The sequence below is a fragment of the Aquirufa avitistagni genome (assembly GCF_042715545.1).
GTDB lineage: Bacteria > Bacteroidota > Bacteroidia > Cytophagales > Spirosomataceae > Aquirufa > Aquirufa avitistagni.
Genome location: NZ_JBBKXZ010000001.1, coordinates 1,263,836 through 1,281,957 on the forward strand (window position 1 = coordinate 1,263,836; position 18,122 = coordinate 1,281,957).

The following is an 18,122-nucleotide window of genomic DNA, read 5'->3' on the forward strand; positions in this document are numbered from 1 at the left end:
GCTATTCCGACTTAGGTCCTAAGGCATTTCGACGCTCTCCGCGCTCCATCAGTCCACTCGCCCGTAAAACCGAGAAGTCCCCGTAGCGATTTCGCAGATTATCCATCGCCCCATACAAAGGCACCAGACGCGCCCCGTCATCAAACAAACTCAGTTGTTCCTGACTTTGCAACAATTTGGAAAAACGTACCCCTATCAGCCGAATCAACAGTCGGCGATCATACAATTTCTCAAACAACTCATGTACCGCCGGAATCAGGCGATGATCACTCGCAGACGCCGGAATACTGATTTGTCGGGTATGCGTATCAAAATTCGAATAGCGTAATTTGACCGTGATGCAGGAAGTGCATTGGCCGAGTTTTCGGAGGTCGTAGGCCAACTGCTCAGTCAAAGAACCTAAGATTCGGTGTAATAACTTCACATCCGTCGTGTCTTGCTCAAACGTAATCTCCTTCGAGAGCGACTTTTGTTCGGAATAAGGAACGACAGGACGTAAATCGATGCCATTGGCGCGCTCCCACAACATGACACCGGATTTACCAAAAGTACGTTCCAAGATCTTCAATGGCATTTGGCTGAGGGTACCCACATGCACAATACCCATGTTTCGGAGGGTTTGGGCCGTTACGGCTCCGATCATGGGAATCTTGCCAACCGTCATGGGCGCTAAGAAAGCCTTCTCCTCTCCCGGTAATACCTGAAATTGGCCCGCAGGTTTGACGTGATTCGTCGCGACTTTGGAAACCGTTTTATTAACGGATAGGCCAAAGGAAATCTGCAAACCGGTTTCCTTGTGAATCTTTTGACGTAAATCCGTCGCAAATTGGTACGAACCAAAAAACCGCTCCATGCCCGTCATATCCAAATAAAACTCATCGATTGACGCCTTCTCCACCACGGGCGCCCGGTCCATAATCATCCGCGTCACCCAATCTGAATGCTGTGCATACGCCTCAAAATCACCGCGCAACACCAGCGCATCTGGACATAACTTCAAAGCCATCCGCATGGGCATCGCCGAACGTACCCCAAACGCACGTGTCTCATAACTGCAAGCCGCGACAACGCCTCGGTCCGACAAGCCTCCCACGATCACGGGTTTCCCCACGAGACGTGGATCTCGGAGTCGCTCGACGGAGACAAAGAACGAATCTAAGTCCATGTGCACAATGGCGCGATCTTGCATAAAATTGGTAGCTATTTGGGTAATTCGAATACCTTTCGTAACTTCGATGAGTATACGATTAAATATTGGATACGAATTTTATTCATTTTACTTAAATAAGCAAATCGCATGAGCACTTTTTTTAGTCAGAATTTACGTTTTTTACGCAGCAAGATGTCCGAGAAAACATCGCAAGAAAAACTGGCTGAATTAATCAACATCAAGAAGCCCACCTTGGGCTCGTACGAATCCGGCAGAGCAGAACCTAAATATGCCGATCTCATCGAAATAGCTGAGTTTTTTAAGGTAGAGGTGGATGAATTACTTAAAGAAGATCTTTCGAAAAGACTTCCCGGGATGGCCAACAAGCCTAAGCTACGTATTTTAGCCACCACGGTTGATTCCAATAATGAAGAGAATATCGAGATGGTGCCCGTCAAAGCTTTGGCAGGATATACAGCTTCCTATGACGACGTAGAATTCATTCAAGAACTCCCAACCTTTCAAGTACCCTTCTTACCTCGCGACAAAAAATACCGTGTATTCCCCATCAAAGGCGAATCCATGTTACCCTTACAACCCGGCTCACTTGTCTTCGCAGAATACGTAGAAGACTGGACCGCCATCAAAGACGGAACGATTTGTATTGTGGTGACGCGTGAAGACGGTGTCGTATTAAAACAAGTCATTAATCACTTGGCCGACCGCAAAGTATTGATCCTTAATTCGACCAACAAAACCTACGATCCTTATCCGATCCTCGGCTCTGAAATCCAAGAAATCTGGAAGTTCGCCGGGTATTTTCATAGTGATTTTCCGAGCAAGTCCGAAGGAAATGAGTCCGAAGTCCGAAGGCAATAAAGGGCCGAAGGCAAATAAGTCCGAAGCGAAATAGCATGTAGGCAGTTAGTCCGAAGGGAAGACTTAAACAATTACCCCTCCGGACTCCGGACTACCTCTTACCTCTTACCTCTTACTTCTCACCTCTTACCTCTCACCTCTTACATCTCACTTCTTAATTCCAGCGTCTAACGTCTAACGTCCAACGTCTAATAATCATGCTTGCAAAAATATCCTCCAGTTTAGGCATTCCAGAAAACCAAGTCCGTAAAACCATTGAACTGCTCGACGAAGGCGCTACAATTCCCTTTATTTCCCGTTACCGAAAAGAAGCGACTGGAAGCCTTGACGAAGTACAAGTAGTCCAAATACGCGACTTGCGTGACCAATTGGTGGAATTAGAAAAACGCCGTGAAGCCATCCTGAAATCACTCAAGGAATTAGATAAACTAAGCCCCGAACTCGAAAGAGCCGTGCGCGGAGCGGAAACCCTCGCCAAACTCGAGGACATCTACCTTCCCTACAAACCCAAACGTAAAACACGCGCGATGGCCGCAAGGGAAAAAGGACTACAGGCTTTGGCAGATAAACTATTCGAACAACGCATGCTTGACCCGGAAGTCTTAGCCGCAGAGTTCCTCGATGATACGGAAGAAGCTTTAGCCGGCGCACGCGATATTTTGGCAGAGGAAATGATGGAAACAGCCGAAGCACGCGAAGAAGCTCGCCAGTTATTCTCCCGCAAAACAACGGTTAAATCCACCGTCGCCAAAGGAAAACAAGAAGTGGGGATTAAATATAAAGACTATTTCGATTGGTCCGAATCCCTCGCTCAAGCACCTTCCCACCGCGTTTTAGCCCTTTTTAGAGGAGAAAATGAAGGTATTTTAAACTTAAACCTGGCAGGGCCAGACCAAGATGTACTCGACAAATTAGACCGGCGGTTTATTAAAGGCAATAATGCCTGTGCCCGACAAGTAACGCTAGCCATCCAGGACGGTTACAAACGCTTGCTCATGCCGGCGATGGAAAATGAAATGCGGGCAGAGGCAAAGAAACGTGCCGACGAGGAAGCGATTCGTGTCTTTGCTGAAAACATGCGCCAATTACTTTTGGCAGCACCACTCGGACAAAAACGGGTACTTGCACTTGACCCTGGATTCCGTACCGGATGTAAATTGGTCTGCCTAGATGAACAAGGAACCTTACTAGACAACACAGCCGTTTACCCACATACTGGTCCTGGACAAGCACAAGAGGCCGCTCATACCATCAGCGCATGGGTAAAAAAATACAAGGTGCAAGCCATCGCGATTGGCAATGGAACGGCTGGTCGGGAAACCGAAGCCTTTGTACGCAACTTGAAATTGGAAGGGATAAATATCATCATGGTCAACGAAAGTGGTGCCTCCATTTATTCAGCTTCCGATGCAGCACGCGAAGAATTTCCAGATAAAGATATTACAGTACGTGGAGCAGTTTCCATAGGTCGAAGATTAATGGACCCATTAGCTGAATTGGTTAAAATTGATCCCAAGTCGATTGGCGTGGGACAATACCAACATGATGTTGACCAAAAGAAATTACAAGCATCATTAGATGACACAGTCATTTCGTGCGTAAACTCCGTGGGCGTTGAACTAAATACCGCCTCCAAACAAATTCTTTCTTACGTTTCTGGACTTGGACCGCAATTGGCCCAAAACATCATCGACTACCGTACGAAAAACGGCCCCTTCATAAAGCGATCTGATTTGAAAAAAGTCACGCGTTTAGGTGAAAAAGCCTACGAACAAGCCGCTGCTTTCTTACGCATTCGGCACGCGAAAAACCCATTAGATGCCAGCGCCGTTCATCCAGAACGCTATGATATCGTGGAAAAAATGGCGAAAGATTTGAATTGTAAGGTGGGTGATTTATTGGCCAACGAATCCCTGCGCAAGCAAATTCAATTACAAAAATACGTGACTAGCGAAGTGGGGATGCCTACACTCACAGACATCTTGGCTGAATTGGCTAAACCCGGCCGTGACCCACGCGAACAATTCGAAGCTTTTGAATTTACCGAAGGTGTGAATGAAATTAAGGATCTACGCATCGGCATGAAACTACCAGGCATTGTGACAAACATTACCAATTTTGGCGCTTTTGTGGACATTGGCGTACATCAGGACGGATTAGTCCACGTAAGCCAGTTGGCCGACAAATTTGTCAAAGACCCCAACGAAATTGTCAAAGTAGCTCAAAAAGTCATGGTTACCGTGACAGAGGTGGATGAAGCACGAAAGCGCATCGCTTTGAGTATGAAGAAATAAAAAAGGCCATCCGCGGATGGCCTTTCAATTTACTTTTTGCAGCAACTAGGGAGTTTATCGAAACTCTTTTTAATTGCCTTTACATCGTCAGCATCATAACCCGTTTCCGCGATTACTTGCTTAATCTTCGCGACATCGATTTTATCTGGATTATACACCACGGTAATGTTTGATTGATCCTCCAAATTCAAATCTGATTTTTCAACCCCTTTAGTCAACGCTAAATTCTTTTCGATGCGCTCCTTGCACATTTCGCAAATAGCGGAAGTTTTAATCTTCACTGTTTGTGTAGGTCCTGACAAAAACCCGAAGAGCAGCACTAATAATAATGTTTTCATGCTATTTTATTTAACCCCAGGCTTCAGCCTGGGAAGCCTAACCTATTTTTTTGCAACTTTCAAATCCATCGTGCACGCAGGACATTTCCCTTTTTTCGCGTAAGTCTTTGCCCCTTCACACTTCATGGGACACTGATACACTTCTTTTTTCTCTTCCGTTTTCGTCTTTTTGGACGCTTGCGTTTGCGCAAATGTTCCAAACATCGCAAAAACCATTCCAGACACTAAGATGACCTTTTTCATATAATTTTTATTTAGTTGATTTTATAACGTATTCCTGTGTAAACCATCCGCCCAGCTATGGGTGCCCAAATCATGGTGGCATCAAAATCTCTTCCAAATGGATCAGAAACCCCTATGATAGGATTTGGTTGGGTAAAATTAAATAGATTTTCTACGCCAACATACATTTCCCAATGTTTAAATTGACGCGTCACTTGTCCATAAACCATCGAAAATGCTGGTGCGTTCACTTCCGGCGCATCACCTACATGGACATAAGCATTCGGAATCCGACGTGATCCGCTCCACTGCCATGTCAAATCAAATTTCCAAATATCATATTTCGTCGCATAAGCTAAGTTGACAAGCACACGATCCCGATTCAAAAATGGCTTCGACAAACGTCTTAGACCTCCACTTTCTGACAAATAATCAGATGCCACATCTTGAAAACGATAGGCCGCTTTCCATTCCAATCGCGGCAATGGGCTATAATTAAATTCAATTTGGGCACTTTTTGAATAGGATGCACCTGGATTTGAGTACATGCGAATGGCGTGAGCGATTTCCATGTCAACGATCCATTGATGCGTAAAGTCGGTTTGGAAATAATCTAATACGAAGTTGGCTTTGCGGTTGGCCAACTGGAATTCGTGCGCCAACGAGAATCCATAATTCCATGCCTCTTCTAACGGATTGAGATTACCAACCAACTGAATATACCGGGTATTCGCCAAGAAACCCATGTTTTCCGCTAACGGATTCACACGGCGCCATCCTTTTCCGGCAGATGCCCTGGCCATCCAAGTAGGTGAAACATCCCATTTGGCATGTAGCCGTGGCACCCATTTGGTTCCCAATTGATTATGAAAATCAATGCGATTACCAACGACCAACGTGAATCGATTTGGAATTGTCCAAATATATTCGCCGAAAAATCCTGGAACTATTTCCGTTCGCGCATAGGTAGAATCAATATAACGTTCTTGGTAAGAATCATACAAAAAGCTCGATCCAGCCTTCCAGGTATGATTTGTGTTGTCGATGATGGATTGATAAATTAAATTACCGAACACACTTTGCTCTCGCCCGACATACGACTTGAACGCAAAATAGGAATCGTTTCGGTGGTCGGCAGCGGATAGAATCAGCCCTAAACCTTTCCAAGGTTTGGTTTGAAACAAACGAGCTATTTTGGCAAAACTCTCAAAACGCGTGGTTGCACTTCCAAAGCCATACACGCGGTAGCGATTTGATGTTTTTTCCTCGAAATTCATTTGGCCCGCCACGCGTTGTTCACGCAAATAACCGCCTCCCCATTGCACCATCCACTTGTCCGTGGCATACTTCCATCGGTTCATGACATTGACCAAATTAAACAAAGGCAAATCCATAAACCCGTCCTTGTTTCCATCGAGGCGGGAAACTTGTTGGGAATAATGTGTCAACAATGCCGTGGAAAGCTTTCCATTAAATTTATGCGCGGCTTGTTGGTTTACCTCAAATCTCCCTTGCGAATTTCCATACGTATTTAAAAAATATACCTCAGACGTGTCAGGTTTAACCAATTCCATGTTGATGGCTCCCGTCATAGATTCATATCCGTTCACTACGGAACTTTGGCCTTTGGCTAAATCGATCGAACGAATCCACGTACCTGGAATGTAGTTCAATCCATAGGTAGATTTTAAGCCTCGAATGGAAGGAACATTTTCTACTTGGGTTTGCACATAGGTACCTGATAGGCCCAAAAGTGAAATTTGTTTCGCGCCTGTGATGGCATCTGTAAAATTGACAGATACACTTGCATTCGTCTCGAAACTTTCGGAGAGGTTACAACAAGCTGCTTTGGCAAGGGTTTTCATCGTTAAGATTTCCCTACTTTGAATGGATTGAACATCATGTCCGCCAGGCGATGCCAGTACACTCACCTCAGCTAATTCGCTCGAATTAGCTGTCAAATGTACATGTACAAATCGAGGTTTATCTACCCAAACAGAATCAGGCTTAAATCCGACTGCACGGATAGTCAGCCAACCGGGAAACGTACGCACTCGCAATTTAAATATCCCATCCACGCCGCAGGTGGCACCTAATTTGTCGGCCGAATAATAGACTGTAGCGCCAGGAATATCCTCCATGTTGCCCTGAGCATCCAAGCTCATCACGCGGCCATTGAGCTCCTGCGCTACCAGGGGGAAACCCCATAAACAAAAAACAATAAGCAATAATCGATTCATCAGAAATGGATTTAACATAAAACAAGATGTTTTAATTGAATGCTAAATCGCCTAAATCAAATAAACTTGGATGAACGCGCGCTTGACAGAAGCGGGTGGTGAAAAATCAGATTCTTCAAGAAATAAACTAGGTTCGGAATGAGTAAAAGCCCCGAACATCGTTGACATATTACCTGAAGGAACGGTCGCCACAAAATCGAAATCAACAAATTTCAACTGCTGCTCTGCGCTTAATTTGACCTGAAATTGGTCATAGGTACAACATGAGGCACGAGATACAACATCGCGTGTGACAGGTTTACTTTTTGCACAACAACTTACCTGATTACCCCATCCGTAAGAAACACTTCCAGTAAAAATACATGTGGCTGATTTCCATGCGAAACCTGTTTGGCCTAAAAGAAGCCAAAAAACAAAGAATAGTACGAAAGAATTTTTCAATATTTTCGTCATGGGTACATGAAACAAGCGCGGAAAATTACGAAAGGAAACGTTAATATATAAGTCAATGCCATAGAAATATTCTTTCTTTGCAGTTGCTATGTTTAAACGGGCGTTCCTCTTTATTGTTTTGGTAGTAGGTGTATTTCAAGGTATGGCCCAAGAAACTCGTTACCGCTATCTCGTACTCTTTAAGGACAAAAAAAACTCCCCATTTTCAATCACGGCGCCAGACAAATTTTTGTCGGCATCTGCCATTAATCGTAGGTTAAAAAACAAAATTGAGATTCGGGAACAAGATTTACCTGTAAACCCAACCTACATCGAGGAATTAAAGGCAGCGGGAGCTCAGATTATCTATCCCCTTAAATGGGTCAATGGGGTATTGATTAAGGAAAAACCGAAAAACATCGCCAAAATTAAAGCACTAAAATCGGTGTTAGGGCTTTACAAAAATATGCCCTTGGATTCAAGTTCAGATCTTCGTCTTGAAACGCAAGCTAAAAACCTATCGAAGGAATCCGCGGTACTTGATTATGGAAACTCATTAACGCAGATAAGCCAATTGGGCGTGGACAAAATGCATGCGAAAGGCTTTACAGGAAAGGATGTCAAAATCACCTTATTGGATGATGGCTTTTCACAAGCTGACCAAGTGGGCTATTTACAAAATGTCTATACCGAAAAACGGCTATTAGGCACACTGGTGACTGATCCTGGCCTACGTTCGGTGTATTTAGGTGGGGCACATGGAACCAATGTTTGGAGTACGATAGCCGCGCAATCACCCGGGAAGTTAATTGGCACAGCTTTTCAAGCCCAATTTGCCTTGGCACAAACAGAGGAAGGGAATCATGAGCTATTGGTTGAAGAGGCCAATTGGATGCGTGGAGCGGAATGGGCGGACAGTTTGGGAACGGATATCATTACTTCATCGCTGGGATATTCAGAATTTGACAATAGTCAATACAATCACAGCTATGCAGATATGAATGGCAAAACGACCTTAGTCACCCAAGCTGCAGCGTTTGCCGCGAGCAAAGGAATTGTGTGTATCATTTCGGCGGGAAATCAAGGGAATGATGCTTGGAAATACATTACTGCTCCGGCAGATGCCGACTCAATTTTAAGCGTGGGTGCAGTGGATCGAAATGGGCTACGCGCCTCCTTTAGCTCGATAGGTCCCTCGGCTGACTTACGAATTAAGCCTGACGTCGCGGCTATGGGTTTAGCCACAATTGCTGGCCTACCTTCCGGCTCATTTGGTTCAATTAGTGGAACATCCTTTTCTGCGCCTTTAATAGCCGGATTAGTCGCTGGAATTATACAAGCGAACCCGCAAAAGACCGCACAAGAAATCATTCAAGGAATTCGAAAATCAGGTACTCAGTCGTCAAAACCTGACCAATTACTCGGTTATGGCATTCCAAATTTCGACCGAGCCAATCAAATTGTTAACCCCGTCTTGGGAAATGAATTACCTGTCGAAAACCCGTTTCATGTATATCCCAACCCGGTTGCTGCAGGTCAAAAAATTCAGGTTTCAACGGGTGGAATAAACCAAGGAACCTTAGATATTTTGAATGCTCAAGGAGCTATTGTCCAATCACTTAGCTTCCAAAATACGGAATTTGATTTTTTTGTAGCGCCTTTCGTTTCTGGAAAATATTATTTTAGATTTACGCACGGAAATCTTGTCACAGTGATTCCTGTACTACTAAACCTGTAAAAATGAAATCTCGCTTTTTATCGTTGGACATCCTCCGTGGCATTACGTTGGCCGCTATGATTTTAGTTAATACGTCCGGCAATGGCACATATACCTACGGTCCTTTACAACACGCTGATTGGCACGGCTTCACACCCACGGACCTCGTATTTCCTACCTTCTTATTTATGGTGGGCGTTGCGATGCGATTCTCATTTAAAGCATTCAACTACACCTTAACTCCTGCCGTTCGAACCAAAATTCTAAAAAGAACGGTCTTATTATTCATCATCAATTACATCATTTTCTATTTTCCTTTCCTTGATTTTACATGGGAAAATTTGCGCTTTTTAAATGTATTGCCCCGCATTGCGTTATCGTATTGTGCCATTTCATTTATCACCTTAAGTGTCCCAGCGCGTTGGCTTACCACGATAAATATCAGCTTTCTTCTTGCCTACTGGGCTATTATGGCCCTTTTGGGCGACACAGGTGTAGCTTATGAATTGGGATCAAATGCCGTTCTCAAATTGGATTTGTTTCTCTTTGGACCTACCCACTTATATGATGGAAATGGTATTCCATTCGACCCAGAAGGCTTTTTGAGCACATTACCAGCCTTGAGTACCTGTTTATTTGGATATCAAGTCAGTTTGTATTTAGAGAAACAAAGGGACGCGCAAAAACCTGCATTAACCGGTTTGCTTGTCTACGGAATTGGCCTAATCGTACTGGCCCTGATTTGGGATAAAAGCTTTCCCATCAACAAAAAATTATGGACAAGTTCGTTTGTTCTAATGTGTGCAGGGATAGATTTTGTATTGATTGGCTTATTGAATTGGTGGATTGAAGTCAAGGAAAGGAATTTTGCGAATACCTTCTTCTTGGTTTTTGGTACCAATTCTATTTTAGCTTACGCAATCTCTGAAGTGTTAACGATCCAAATGTCACATGTCCAAATACAAGAGGGATCTGGAACAACGTCACTAAACGATTGGCTTTATTGGCATATTTTCGAACCGGTATTCGGAAAATTCAACGGATCACTCGCGTACGCAATCTGCTTCGTGCTGGTTTGTTGGTCCCTTTGCTATGTTTGCTACAAGCGAAAATGGTTTTTGAAAGTTTAAGCGAACAACATCGCCGCACCGAATACACCCGCACTATCGCCTAATTTGGGCTTAACAATAGGGGTATTTACTTCACCAGAATTGAAAATGTATTTCTTTATCCGATTATAACCTTCGGTATAAAGCAAGTCAATATTGCCTACACCGCCACCGATGACAATAACATCTGGGTCAAGCACGTTGATTAACGTGGATATTGCCCGACCAAAATTCTCCAACATGCGGTCTACGGTTGCCAAAGCAACAGGATCATTTCCTGCAAAATAAGCTTGCATAATCTGCGGCATACGCATCTTTTGACCTGACTGGCGTTTATAAAATAACTCCAATGCCGGTCCAGAAATCACGTGTTCAACACATCCTGATTTTCCACAGTAACACGGATCTCCACCCTCTTCTAAAATATTATGCCCCCATTCCCCTCCAATTCCATGTACACCTTTTACCACTTTTCCATGTGCAACCAATCCTCCTCCAACGCCAGTACCCATAATCACACCAAAAACAATTTCAGCACCGGGGTGGACGTCCAAAACAGCACCTAAATGAGTTTCTGCCAATGCAAAACAATTCGCATCATTGGCAAGCGACACCTCACATCCTAAAATAACCGCCAAATCCGAAGCCATGGCCTGCCCATTCATACAGACCGTATTGCAATTTTTCATGGTTTGGGTACGCGGATCCAACACACCTGGGGTGGCAAAGCCCACTTGGACAGGTGATTCATTCAGTTCAGTCGCCACCTCGTCCACTAAGCGTTTGACTTGCTGCAGAATATGTGTATAACCTTTCGAAGCTTCTGTGTCAATGCGTTTGCGCATGATCACACGCGTAGGATCCTGCCGATCTAATACGGCACATTCAATCTTGGTTCCCCCTAAATCAACACCCCATAAATTACCGCCTGTTGTCTTCATTTTCGAATATACTTAAATAGCTTAAATAGCGACTTGATGCAATTTCTCCAGACTCAACTGCCTTGATTACGGCACAAGCTGGCTCTGAAATATGAACGCAATTGTTAAATTTACACGCGCCCAATAAGGCGCGCATCTCTGGAAAATAATGGGCTAGCTCTTCTTTTTCAATCTCGTGAATTCCCATTTCATTAATGCCCGGACTATCAATTAAATAGGTTCCGGCACTTAATTCCCACATGGTCGAATAGGTCGTCGTATGCACACCTTTCTGAGCAAAATCAGAAATTTCTTTGGTTTTAATCTGAAGATGTGGGGCTACAATATTCAACAAACTAGATTTGCCTACACCTGAGTGACCTGCGATCAAGGATACTTTCCCTTGAAACATAGCCTTAAATTCATCTACACCCTGATTTTTAGGGATCGAGGTAAATAAAATTCCATAGCCTAATTCTTGATACAACGCAGCATATTCAAAAACTTGATCTTGCTCTTCCTCATCCAGTAAATCCATTTTGTTGAATACAATATGAACGGGAATGCGAAATGCTTCCGCTGTCACTAAAAAACGATCCAAAAATCCAAGGGAAGTTTTGGGCGATTTTAAGGTCATGACAAAAATCGCTTGGTCAACGTTGGCGGCCAACATCTGCCCATGGGCGGTTTTATGAACTGATTTACGGATTAAATAATTCGTGCGTGGTAGAATTTCTTCAATCAAGACGGTTTGATGCACCTCGTCTTCCATCGAAAACATTACCCAATCGCCTACGGCAATTGGATTCGAAGTGGTAGGCCCTTTTAGCTTAAATTTACCTTTCAAACGGCCATCAAAAACCTTTCCGGACTCAGCACGCACTTCATACCAAGATCCAGTAGACCGCATAATTAAGCCTTTATTGAGCGACATAGGCCTGATTTGTTTGTTCGATATACGACATAATTCGTGCAGTTGCCCCCGCTTGTAACGCAACAAAATTTCTTGACATCACTTGTTTATTTACTAATAGATCATCATCCTCAAAAATAACGCGCATCGCTTGTTCCAATGTCGCAGCATCTGCAATGGGAAATGCTAGTCCCAAAGAAACTAAATCTACCGCCTCATGAAATTTTTGATAATTTTTATTTCCAAAAAAGACCGTTGGCCCATACACAGCAGCCTCCAACGTATTATGCAGACCAGCACCAAATGCCCCGCCAATATACGCAAATGTAGCTCCACGATACATGGTGGCCAGTCGGCCTATTTCATCTACAATCAATACTTCCGCATTATCAACTAACTCACCCGTAGAAAACATGACGGGTACAGACATTTGGTTTTTCCATGATTGAAGTTCCGCAGCGTGGATTTCATGGGGCACAATAACCCATTTTAAGGGAAAAGCATGTGCATTTATGAGTGGAATAATGCAATCCAAATCAGCCTGCCAGGCAGATCCGACCACGATAAAAGCCTGATTGTCAACAAACTGGGTCAATAAATCCCAAGGGGATGAATTGCGTGCATTAGCTAAAACGCGATCAAAACGTGTATCACCAGCAACAGTCACTGCATGAATACCAATTGATTCGAGTAATTCTTTTGACTCTGTATTTTGAACAAAAAGGTGATTGAAGGAGGCCAACATCGATCTAAAAAATCCACCATACCATTGAAAAAATACATGATTGGGTCGGAAAATTCCAGAGACTAATAGGGTATGAATACCTCGATCACGAAGTCCTTGCAAGTAGAAATACCAAAACTCATACTTGACAAATAGGGCAATTTTTGGCTTAACTAAATCTAAAAATCGGGCACTGGCGTGGCGACCATCGAAGGGCAAATAGCTTATATAATCGATGCCTGGTGTGTTTTTCCGAACTTCATATCCAGATGGCGAATAAAAAGTGACTAAAATAAAATGATCTGGGTATTGATTTTTAAATGCCTCAATGATCGGTCGGCCTTGCTCGAATTCCCCCATTGAAGCGGTATGAATCCAAGCCACTGGCTTTTCATTCAAATGCATGGCAGACTCCAATCCCTCCCAAAGGGTTTGTTGGCCTTCATGCCACAATTTAGCTTTGGGATGAAACAAAGCAGCCAAACGCATGGTTTGGCGATATAAAAACAAGGCAAAAGAATAAAGCCAAACTCTCAAGTTTTTACTAAATTTGATGTTGAATTGATAAAATTACAAAAATTAGCGGCACTTGCCACCATCCCATGAATTGGAATCAACTAACAACAGAACAACAACTCGACGAAATAATAGAGACATCGGCGGAAAAACCCGTAGTCATTTTCAAGCACAGTACCCGTTGTTCGATTTCATCTACGGCATTAAGCCGACTAGAGCGTGCATGGGATGCCGATCAAACACCCGCATTTTATCTAGATTTAATTGCCTATCGTCCTATTTCAGGATTAATCGCAGAGAAATTTGATGTGGAGCATCAATCACCTCAGGTTCTTGTGATTGATCAAGGGAAATGCACCTATTCTGCCACCCATTGGGATATATCCATGGATGAATTAAAGCCATTTTTAGCCTAAACCATGCGTAAATTTTGGGGAGTTTTCTTGGTAGTTTGTTGTCCGCTGGTTTTACTAGGCCAACGGAAAAATACCGTAATTCAAGCCCCTAAAAAAACCGTAGCTACGTCAACAAGCGAATGGTCATTAGGTGTATCTACGTCAACGAACTCCGGCATTTTTGGAGGTGTACAATTCCGCAAACCATGGGGTACAAAAGAAAATAAAAATTTTGTAGGGCTAGAAGCTGCCATTTTAAATGACTACCGTGAGTTCACTTCCCCTTATACCTACAATGGACGATCGCACAAAGACGGAAAACTAAATCAGTTGATTGCTATTCGACCTGCCTTTGGACGGCAATGGACCTTGTTGCAAAAGTCCTCTGAAGGAGGGCAAAAACTAATGGGCTTATTTTCCACTGGGCCTAGCATCGGGCTTCAAAAGCCATATTATGTGGAAATCTCGTATGATAATGGCGGTCAAGCCACCGCTGAAGTGCCGTATGCCAAAACGCTGGACAATACGTACAAAAAAGTGATTATCATGGGAGAAAGCAGTGTATTGAAGGGACTTAACGAATCCGTAATTGTTCCGGGTTGGCACGTTAAAACGGCTGTCAACATGGAAATTGAGACTTTAAAACAAAATAATATTGGTATAGAAATCGGTTTTGTGGTGGATTACTTCACAAAACCAATTGACATATTAAACCTTACGGCCGGTCGGCAAGTTTACACAACCGGTTACATCAGTTTTTCCATGGGAAAAAACACGAAATAACGCCTAAATCATGATTGAATTACCACAAATAAGCCCTGCATCTTCTAATCGTAAACCAGATTGGTTACGTGTCAAATTACCCATTGGAGAGAATTACGCAAAAGTGCGCAAATTGGTTGACGAGTATAAATTACATACCATCTGCCAGTCGGGCAATTGCCCAAATATGGGCGAATGCTGGGGAGAAGGGACAGCAACATTTATGATTTTAGGCAACGTCTGCACCCGATCTTGCACGTTTTGTGCTGTGGCAACCGGTAGACCGCAAGAATATGATGAAGATGAACCAAGACGTGTCGCCGAGGCTATTCAATTAATGCAGGTAAAGCACGCGGTCATTACGTCGGTCAACCGCGATGAATTAAAAGATAAAGGAGCTGAAATTTGGTACCAAACAGTTCGTGCGGTAAAAGAAACAACTCCCGCAACGACCATTGAGACATTGATTCCAGATGTAAAGGCCAACTGGGATGCCTTAATTCGTATGATTGAAGGAGGACAAGAAGTTGTTTCACATAACATGGAGACGGTAGCACGTTTGTATCGCTATGTACGTCCACAAGCTAAATATGAGCGGAGTTTGGAGCAAATCAAACGAACCAAAGAATTTGGGAAACGCAATAAATCCGGCATCATGCTGGGCCTAGGCGAAACAAAAGACGAAGTGTTTCAAGCAATGGATGATTTAGTGGCCCATGGACTTGATGTATTGACCTTAGGACAATATTTACAGCCGACGAAAATGCACCACGAAGTCATTGAATGGATTCATCCAGATACGTTCGCGATGTACAAAGAAGAAGGACTGAAGCGTGGACTTGCCTATGTTGAATCTGGTGCCCTAGTCCGTTCAAGTTATCACGCAGAACGACACATCTAAATGAGCGACATGCCATCACATCATCAGCCTACATACACCTATATCCTAGCGGGTGGCGGTATGGCCGGATTATCGTTGGCATTTTACCTCAATCAAAGCAGCGTACCATTTGATTCTATATTAATCATTGATCAAGCTGAGAAAAATACCCGGGATAAAACGTGGTGTTATTGGTCAGATCAACCCGAGACATTTGACGCGGTGGTGGAGCATAGTTGGAACCAACTATGGTTTCATTCGTTCGATAATCGTAGTGACAAATTTTCGATTTTACCCTTTAGCTATCGTAAAATTCAAAGTGATTCTTGGTATGCATATATCCAAAAGGAGCTAAAGCAAAATCCCAAAATTCAGTTTATTCAAACCAAAGTTCTCGGCTTTTCATACGAAGGGCGTTATACCCAAGTTCGAACAGAGGCGGGTGATTTTACCGCGACCGAAAAGATCTTTGATAGTATCAGTGCCTTTCCTTGTGAGCTTGCGAATCCACAGCATCTTAAACAACATTTTGTGGGTCTGACGATAGAAGCCAATTTTCCTATTTTTGACCCAGCTGCTGCCCATTTGTTTGACTTTAGAATTGCGCATACACCTGCCTGCGAGTTTATGTATGTACTACCTACGTCGGATCGAATCGCGTTGTTTGAACACACCTATTTTTCAGGCCAATTAAAAGAAAAACAGCATTATTTGGACCAAATCAAGGCTTATTTATTCGGCGCCTATGGGTTGAGTGAAGATGATTATTTGGTTTTGGAAGAGGAATCAGGCATTATTCCAATGACTTTATCGGAAGCCGAACCTCAAAATTTACACACGAAAGTAATACAAATTGGCACCTCCGGGGGATTTGTTAAATCAACCACGGGATATAGCTTTTTGCGTACGCAGCGGAAATTAAAAGAGTTGGTTGCCAATTTGCAAAATCAACACTGGGATGCCCCTGTGAATGATACAAAACCATTCAAAAAATGGATGGACCGCGTATTTTTACAAGTGCTCGTTGATCAAAAAATTAAAGGAAATAAGGTATTTGAATCGTTATTTCAAAAAAATAGACCTCAACTAATTTTGAGATTTCTAGAGGAGCAGACGACTATGTGGGAAGATTTAAAATTAATGACTTCCGTACCTACCCTGCCCTTTATGCAGGCTGCATTTAAAATTGCCTTAGCTGATCTACCTTTTCCTAAAAAATGATTGCCTTGCCCGAATATAAATCTTAAATTTGCACGTTTTTAAATCTAACAACCAATACCCAATGGCTTATTTATTTACTTCAGAGTCAGTATCCGAGGGACATCCCGATAAAGTAGCTGACCAAATTTCAGATGCGTTAATCGACCATTTCATGGCGTTTGACCCAACTTCTAAAGTAGCTTGTGAAACCCTAGTCACTACGGGACAAGTAGTTTTAGCTGGCGAAGTAAATACAACTACCTATTTGGATGTGCAAGCCATCACACGTGATGTGATCCGTAAAATCGGTTACACGAAAGCTGAATATATGTTTGAAGCCAACTCATGTGGTATTTTATCTGCCATTCATGAGCAGTCGGCCGACATTAATCAAGGTGTTGACCGTGCGAATCCGGAAGAGCAAGGAGCTGGTGATCAGGGCATGATGTTTGGTTTTGCAACAAAAGAGACAGACAACTACATGCCTTTGGCATTGGATTTAGCACATAAAATCCTTCAAGAATTATCGTATATCCGTAACAACGAGCCTAGCTTAATTGGTTATTTACGTCCGGATGCGAAATCTCAAGTAACCATCGAATACAGTGATGATCATACGCCACAACGTATTGATACGATCGTTGTTTCGACTCAACATGATGACTTTGCAACGGAAGCGGAGATGTTGGCCAAAATCAAAAAAGACATCATTGAAATCGTTATACCTCGCGTTAAAGCAAAGTTAAAGCCTGAATTACAAGCTTTATTTAACGATGCAATTACGTATCACATTAACCCAACGGGTAAATTTGTGATCGGTGGACCGCACGGAGATACTGGATTAACAGGTCGTAAAATCATCGTAGATACCTACGGTGGAAAAGGTGCTCACGGTGGTGGCGCATTCTCAGGAAAAGATCCTTCAAAAGTAGACCGCTCAGCAGCTTACGCGACGCGTCACATTGCGAAAAATTTAGTTGCTGCAGGCTTGTGTGACCAAGTATTAGTTCAAGTTTCGTATGCAATTGGTGTAGCTAAACCATGTGGTTTGTTTATTGATACGTATGGCACAGCAAAGGTTAACTTAACTGATGGCGAAATTGCACGTAAAGTGGAAGCTATCTTCGATATGCGTCCATACTTTATTGAGCAACGTTTGAAATTACGTAACCCGATCTATTCAGAAACTGCTGCTTATGGTCACATGGGTCGTAAAAATGAAGTTGTTACGAAAACATTCCATGGTCCAGGTGGTCAAAAAGTAACGAAAGAAGTGGAATTATTTACATGGGAAAAATTAGATTACGTAGATGCAGTTAAGTCGGCATTCGGAATTTAATCAACCCCAATGATCATACAAAAGGTGCTCTTACCCGGAGCACCTTTTTTTATGGGGTATTTTCCGCTTAATTTGAACAAATATTAGTGAAA

At 43.1% G+C, this 18,122-nt stretch carries 17 protein-coding genes; 9 read left to right on the plus strand and 8 right to left on the minus strand.

Annotated features, from left to right (window positions below; genetic code table 11):
• Window position 1: 1 nt before the first annotated feature.
• Complete coding sequence (gene dinB, locus U0R10_RS05550) at window positions 2–1,189, minus strand: DNA polymerase IV (protein WP_377982955.1); 1,188 nt, start codon at window positions 1,187–1,189, stop codon at window positions 2–4.
• A 108-nt stretch (window positions 1,190–1,297) separates the two neighbouring features.
• On the opposite strand from dinB, the gene U0R10_RS05555 reads away from it, so the two are divergent.
• Window positions 1,298–2,029 (plus strand): XRE family transcriptional regulator, encoded by a 732-nt coding sequence (locus U0R10_RS05555; RefSeq protein WP_377982956.1) that lies wholly within the window; start codon window positions 1,298–1,300, stop codon window positions 2,027–2,029.
• A 197-nt stretch (window positions 2,030–2,226) separates the two neighbouring features.
• Entirely contained in the window at window positions 2,227–4,323 is a 2,097-nt protein-coding gene (locus tag U0R10_RS05560) for a Tex family protein (protein ID WP_377982957.1), read from the plus strand.
• A 29-nt stretch (window positions 4,324–4,352) separates the two neighbouring features.
• On the opposite strand, the gene U0R10_RS05565 is transcribed toward U0R10_RS05560, so the two are convergent.
• From U0R10_RS05565 to U0R10_RS05580, 4 genes are read right to left on the minus strand one after another with little or no spacing between them, the layout of a single operon-like run.
• Window positions 4,353–4,661: a heavy-metal-associated domain-containing protein gene (locus tag U0R10_RS05565; protein ID WP_377982958.1), complete on the minus strand. Its 309-nt coding sequence runs from the start codon at window positions 4,659–4,661 to the stop codon at window positions 4,353–4,355.
• 42 nt (window positions 4,662–4,703) lie between these two features.
• The gene (locus U0R10_RS05570) at window positions 4,704–4,904 is read right to left on the minus strand and encodes a heavy metal-binding domain-containing protein (protein WP_377982959.1); all 201 of its coding nucleotides are present in this window, start codon (window positions 4,902–4,904) and stop codon (window positions 4,704–4,706) included.
• 11 nt (window positions 4,905–4,915) lie between these two features.
• On the minus strand, window positions 4,916–7,141 hold the full coding sequence (locus U0R10_RS05575; protein WP_377982960.1) for a TonB-dependent receptor: 2,226 nt from the start codon (window positions 7,139–7,141) through the stop codon (window positions 4,916–4,918).
• Window positions 7,142–7,174: 33 nt separating this feature from the next.
• Entirely contained in the window at window positions 7,175–7,576 is a 402-nt protein-coding gene (locus tag U0R10_RS05580) for a hypothetical protein (RefSeq protein WP_377982961.1), read from the minus strand.
• An 88-nt stretch (window positions 7,577–7,664) separates the two neighbouring features.
• On the opposite strand from U0R10_RS05580, the gene U0R10_RS05585 reads away from it, so the two are divergent.
• Window positions 7,665–9,293 carry a S8 family peptidase gene (locus U0R10_RS05585; RefSeq protein WP_377982962.1) on the plus strand — a complete coding sequence of 543 codons (1,629 nt, stop codon included), beginning with the start codon at window positions 7,665–7,667 and terminating at the stop codon, window positions 9,291–9,293.
• Window positions 9,294–9,295: 2 nt separating this feature from the next.
• On the plus strand, window positions 9,296–10,402 hold the full coding sequence (locus U0R10_RS05590; protein ID WP_377982963.1) for an acyltransferase family protein: 1,107 nt from the start codon (window positions 9,296–9,298) through the stop codon (window positions 10,400–10,402).
• On the opposite strand, the gene U0R10_RS05595 is transcribed toward U0R10_RS05590, so the two are convergent.
• Genes U0R10_RS05595 through U0R10_RS05605 form a run of 3 tightly spaced genes read right to left on the minus strand, consistent with a single transcriptional unit; the run spans window position 10,399 to window position 13,475 of the window.
• Window positions 10,399–11,322 (minus strand): ROK family protein, encoded by a 924-nt coding sequence (locus tag U0R10_RS05595; RefSeq protein ID WP_377982964.1) that lies wholly within the window; start codon window positions 11,320–11,322, stop codon window positions 10,399–10,401. The genes U0R10_RS05590 and U0R10_RS05595 overlap by 4 nt on opposite strands.
• Window positions 11,303–12,235 (minus strand): ribosome small subunit-dependent GTPase A, encoded by a 933-nt coding sequence (gene rsgA / locus U0R10_RS05600; RefSeq protein WP_377982965.1) that lies wholly within the window; start codon window positions 12,233–12,235, stop codon window positions 11,303–11,305. The genes U0R10_RS05595 and rsgA overlap by 20 nt, the downstream gene beginning before the upstream one ends.
• Window positions 12,222–13,475 carry a 3-deoxy-D-manno-octulosonic acid transferase gene (locus U0R10_RS05605; RefSeq protein WP_377982966.1) on the minus strand — a complete coding sequence of 418 codons (1,254 nt, stop codon included), beginning with the start codon at window positions 13,473–13,475 and terminating at the stop codon, window positions 12,222–12,224. The genes rsgA and U0R10_RS05605 overlap by 14 nt, the downstream gene beginning before the upstream one ends.
• 65 nt (window positions 13,476–13,540) lie before the next feature.
• Between U0R10_RS05605 and ytxJ the strand changes: the two genes are divergently transcribed.
• From ytxJ to metK, 5 genes are all read left to right on the plus strand, one after another.
• Window positions 13,541–13,870, plus strand: coding sequence for a bacillithiol system redox-active protein YtxJ (ytxJ, locus tag U0R10_RS05610; RefSeq protein ID WP_377982967.1), 330 nt, complete (start codon window positions 13,541–13,543; stop codon window positions 13,868–13,870).
• 3 nt (window positions 13,871–13,873) lie between these two features.
• The gene (locus U0R10_RS05615) at window positions 13,874–14,632 is read left to right on the plus strand and encodes a hypothetical protein (RefSeq protein WP_377982968.1); all 759 of its coding nucleotides are present in this window, start codon (window positions 13,874–13,876) and stop codon (window positions 14,630–14,632) included.
• 10 nt (window positions 14,633–14,642) lie between these two features.
• The gene (gene lipA, locus U0R10_RS05620; protein WP_377982969.1) at window positions 14,643–15,512 is read left to right on the plus strand and encodes a lipoyl synthase; all 870 of its coding nucleotides are present in this window, start codon (window positions 14,643–14,645) and stop codon (window positions 15,510–15,512) included.
• Window positions 15,513–15,521: 9 nt separating this feature from the next.
• Window positions 15,522–16,712: a lycopene cyclase family protein gene (locus U0R10_RS05625; RefSeq protein ID WP_377982970.1), complete on the plus strand. Its 1,191-nt coding sequence runs from the start codon at window positions 15,522–15,524 to the stop codon at window positions 16,710–16,712.
• Between the two features lie 61 nt (window positions 16,713–16,773).
• Window positions 16,774–18,030 (plus strand): methionine adenosyltransferase, encoded by a 1,257-nt coding sequence (metK, locus tag U0R10_RS05630; protein ID WP_377982971.1) that lies wholly within the window; start codon window positions 16,774–16,776, stop codon window positions 18,028–18,030.
• Window positions 18,031–18,122 lie beyond the last annotated feature (92 nt).

Excerpts from the sequence above, each read along its gene's own strand:
- dinB (WP_377982955.1), bottom strand. The coding sequence starts at position 1,189 with ATGCAAGATCGCGCCATTGTGCACATGGACTTAGATTCGTTCTTTGTC.
- U0R10_RS05555 (WP_377982956.1), top strand. The coding sequence starts at position 1,298 with ATGAGCACTTTTTTTAGTCAGAATTTACGTTTTTTACGCAGCAAGATG.
- U0R10_RS05560 (WP_377982957.1), top strand. The coding sequence starts at position 2,227 with ATGCTTGCAAAAATATCCTCCAGTTTAGGCATTCCAGAAAACCAAGTC.
- U0R10_RS05565 (WP_377982958.1), bottom strand. The coding sequence starts at position 4,661 with ATGAAAACATTATTATTAGTGCTGCTCTTCGGGTTTTTGTCAGGACCT.
- U0R10_RS05570 (WP_377982959.1), bottom strand. The coding sequence starts at position 4,904 with ATGAAAAAGGTCATCTTAGTGTCTGGAATGGTTTTTGCGATGTTTGGA.
- U0R10_RS05575 (WP_377982960.1), bottom strand. The coding sequence starts at position 7,141 with ATGTTAAATCCATTTCTGATGAATCGATTATTGCTTATTGTTTTTTGT.
- U0R10_RS05580 (WP_377982961.1), bottom strand. The coding sequence starts at position 7,576 with ATGACGAAAATATTGAAAAATTCTTTCGTACTATTCTTTGTTTTTTGG.
- U0R10_RS05585 (WP_377982962.1), top strand. The coding sequence starts at position 7,665 with ATGTTTAAACGGGCGTTCCTCTTTATTGTTTTGGTAGTAGGTGTATTT.
- U0R10_RS05590 (WP_377982963.1), top strand. The coding sequence starts at position 9,296 with ATGAAATCTCGCTTTTTATCGTTGGACATCCTCCGTGGCATTACGTTG.
- U0R10_RS05595 (WP_377982964.1), bottom strand. The coding sequence starts at position 11,322 with ATGAAGACAACAGGCGGTAATTTATGGGGTGTTGATTTAGGGGGAACC.
- rsgA (WP_377982965.1), bottom strand. The coding sequence starts at position 12,235 with ATGTCGCTCAATAAAGGCTTAATTATGCGGTCTACTGGATCTTGGTAT.
- ytxJ (WP_377982967.1), top strand. The coding sequence starts at position 13,541 with ATGAATTGGAATCAACTAACAACAGAACAACAACTCGACGAAATAATA.
- U0R10_RS05615 (WP_377982968.1), top strand. The coding sequence starts at position 13,874 with ATGCGTAAATTTTGGGGAGTTTTCTTGGTAGTTTGTTGTCCGCTGGTT.
- lipA (WP_377982969.1), top strand. The coding sequence starts at position 14,643 with ATGATTGAATTACCACAAATAAGCCCTGCATCTTCTAATCGTAAACCA.
- U0R10_RS05625 (WP_377982970.1), top strand. The coding sequence starts at position 15,522 with ATGCCATCACATCATCAGCCTACATACACCTATATCCTAGCGGGTGGC.
- metK (WP_377982971.1), top strand. The coding sequence starts at position 16,774 with ATGGCTTATTTATTTACTTCAGAGTCAGTATCCGAGGGACATCCCGAT.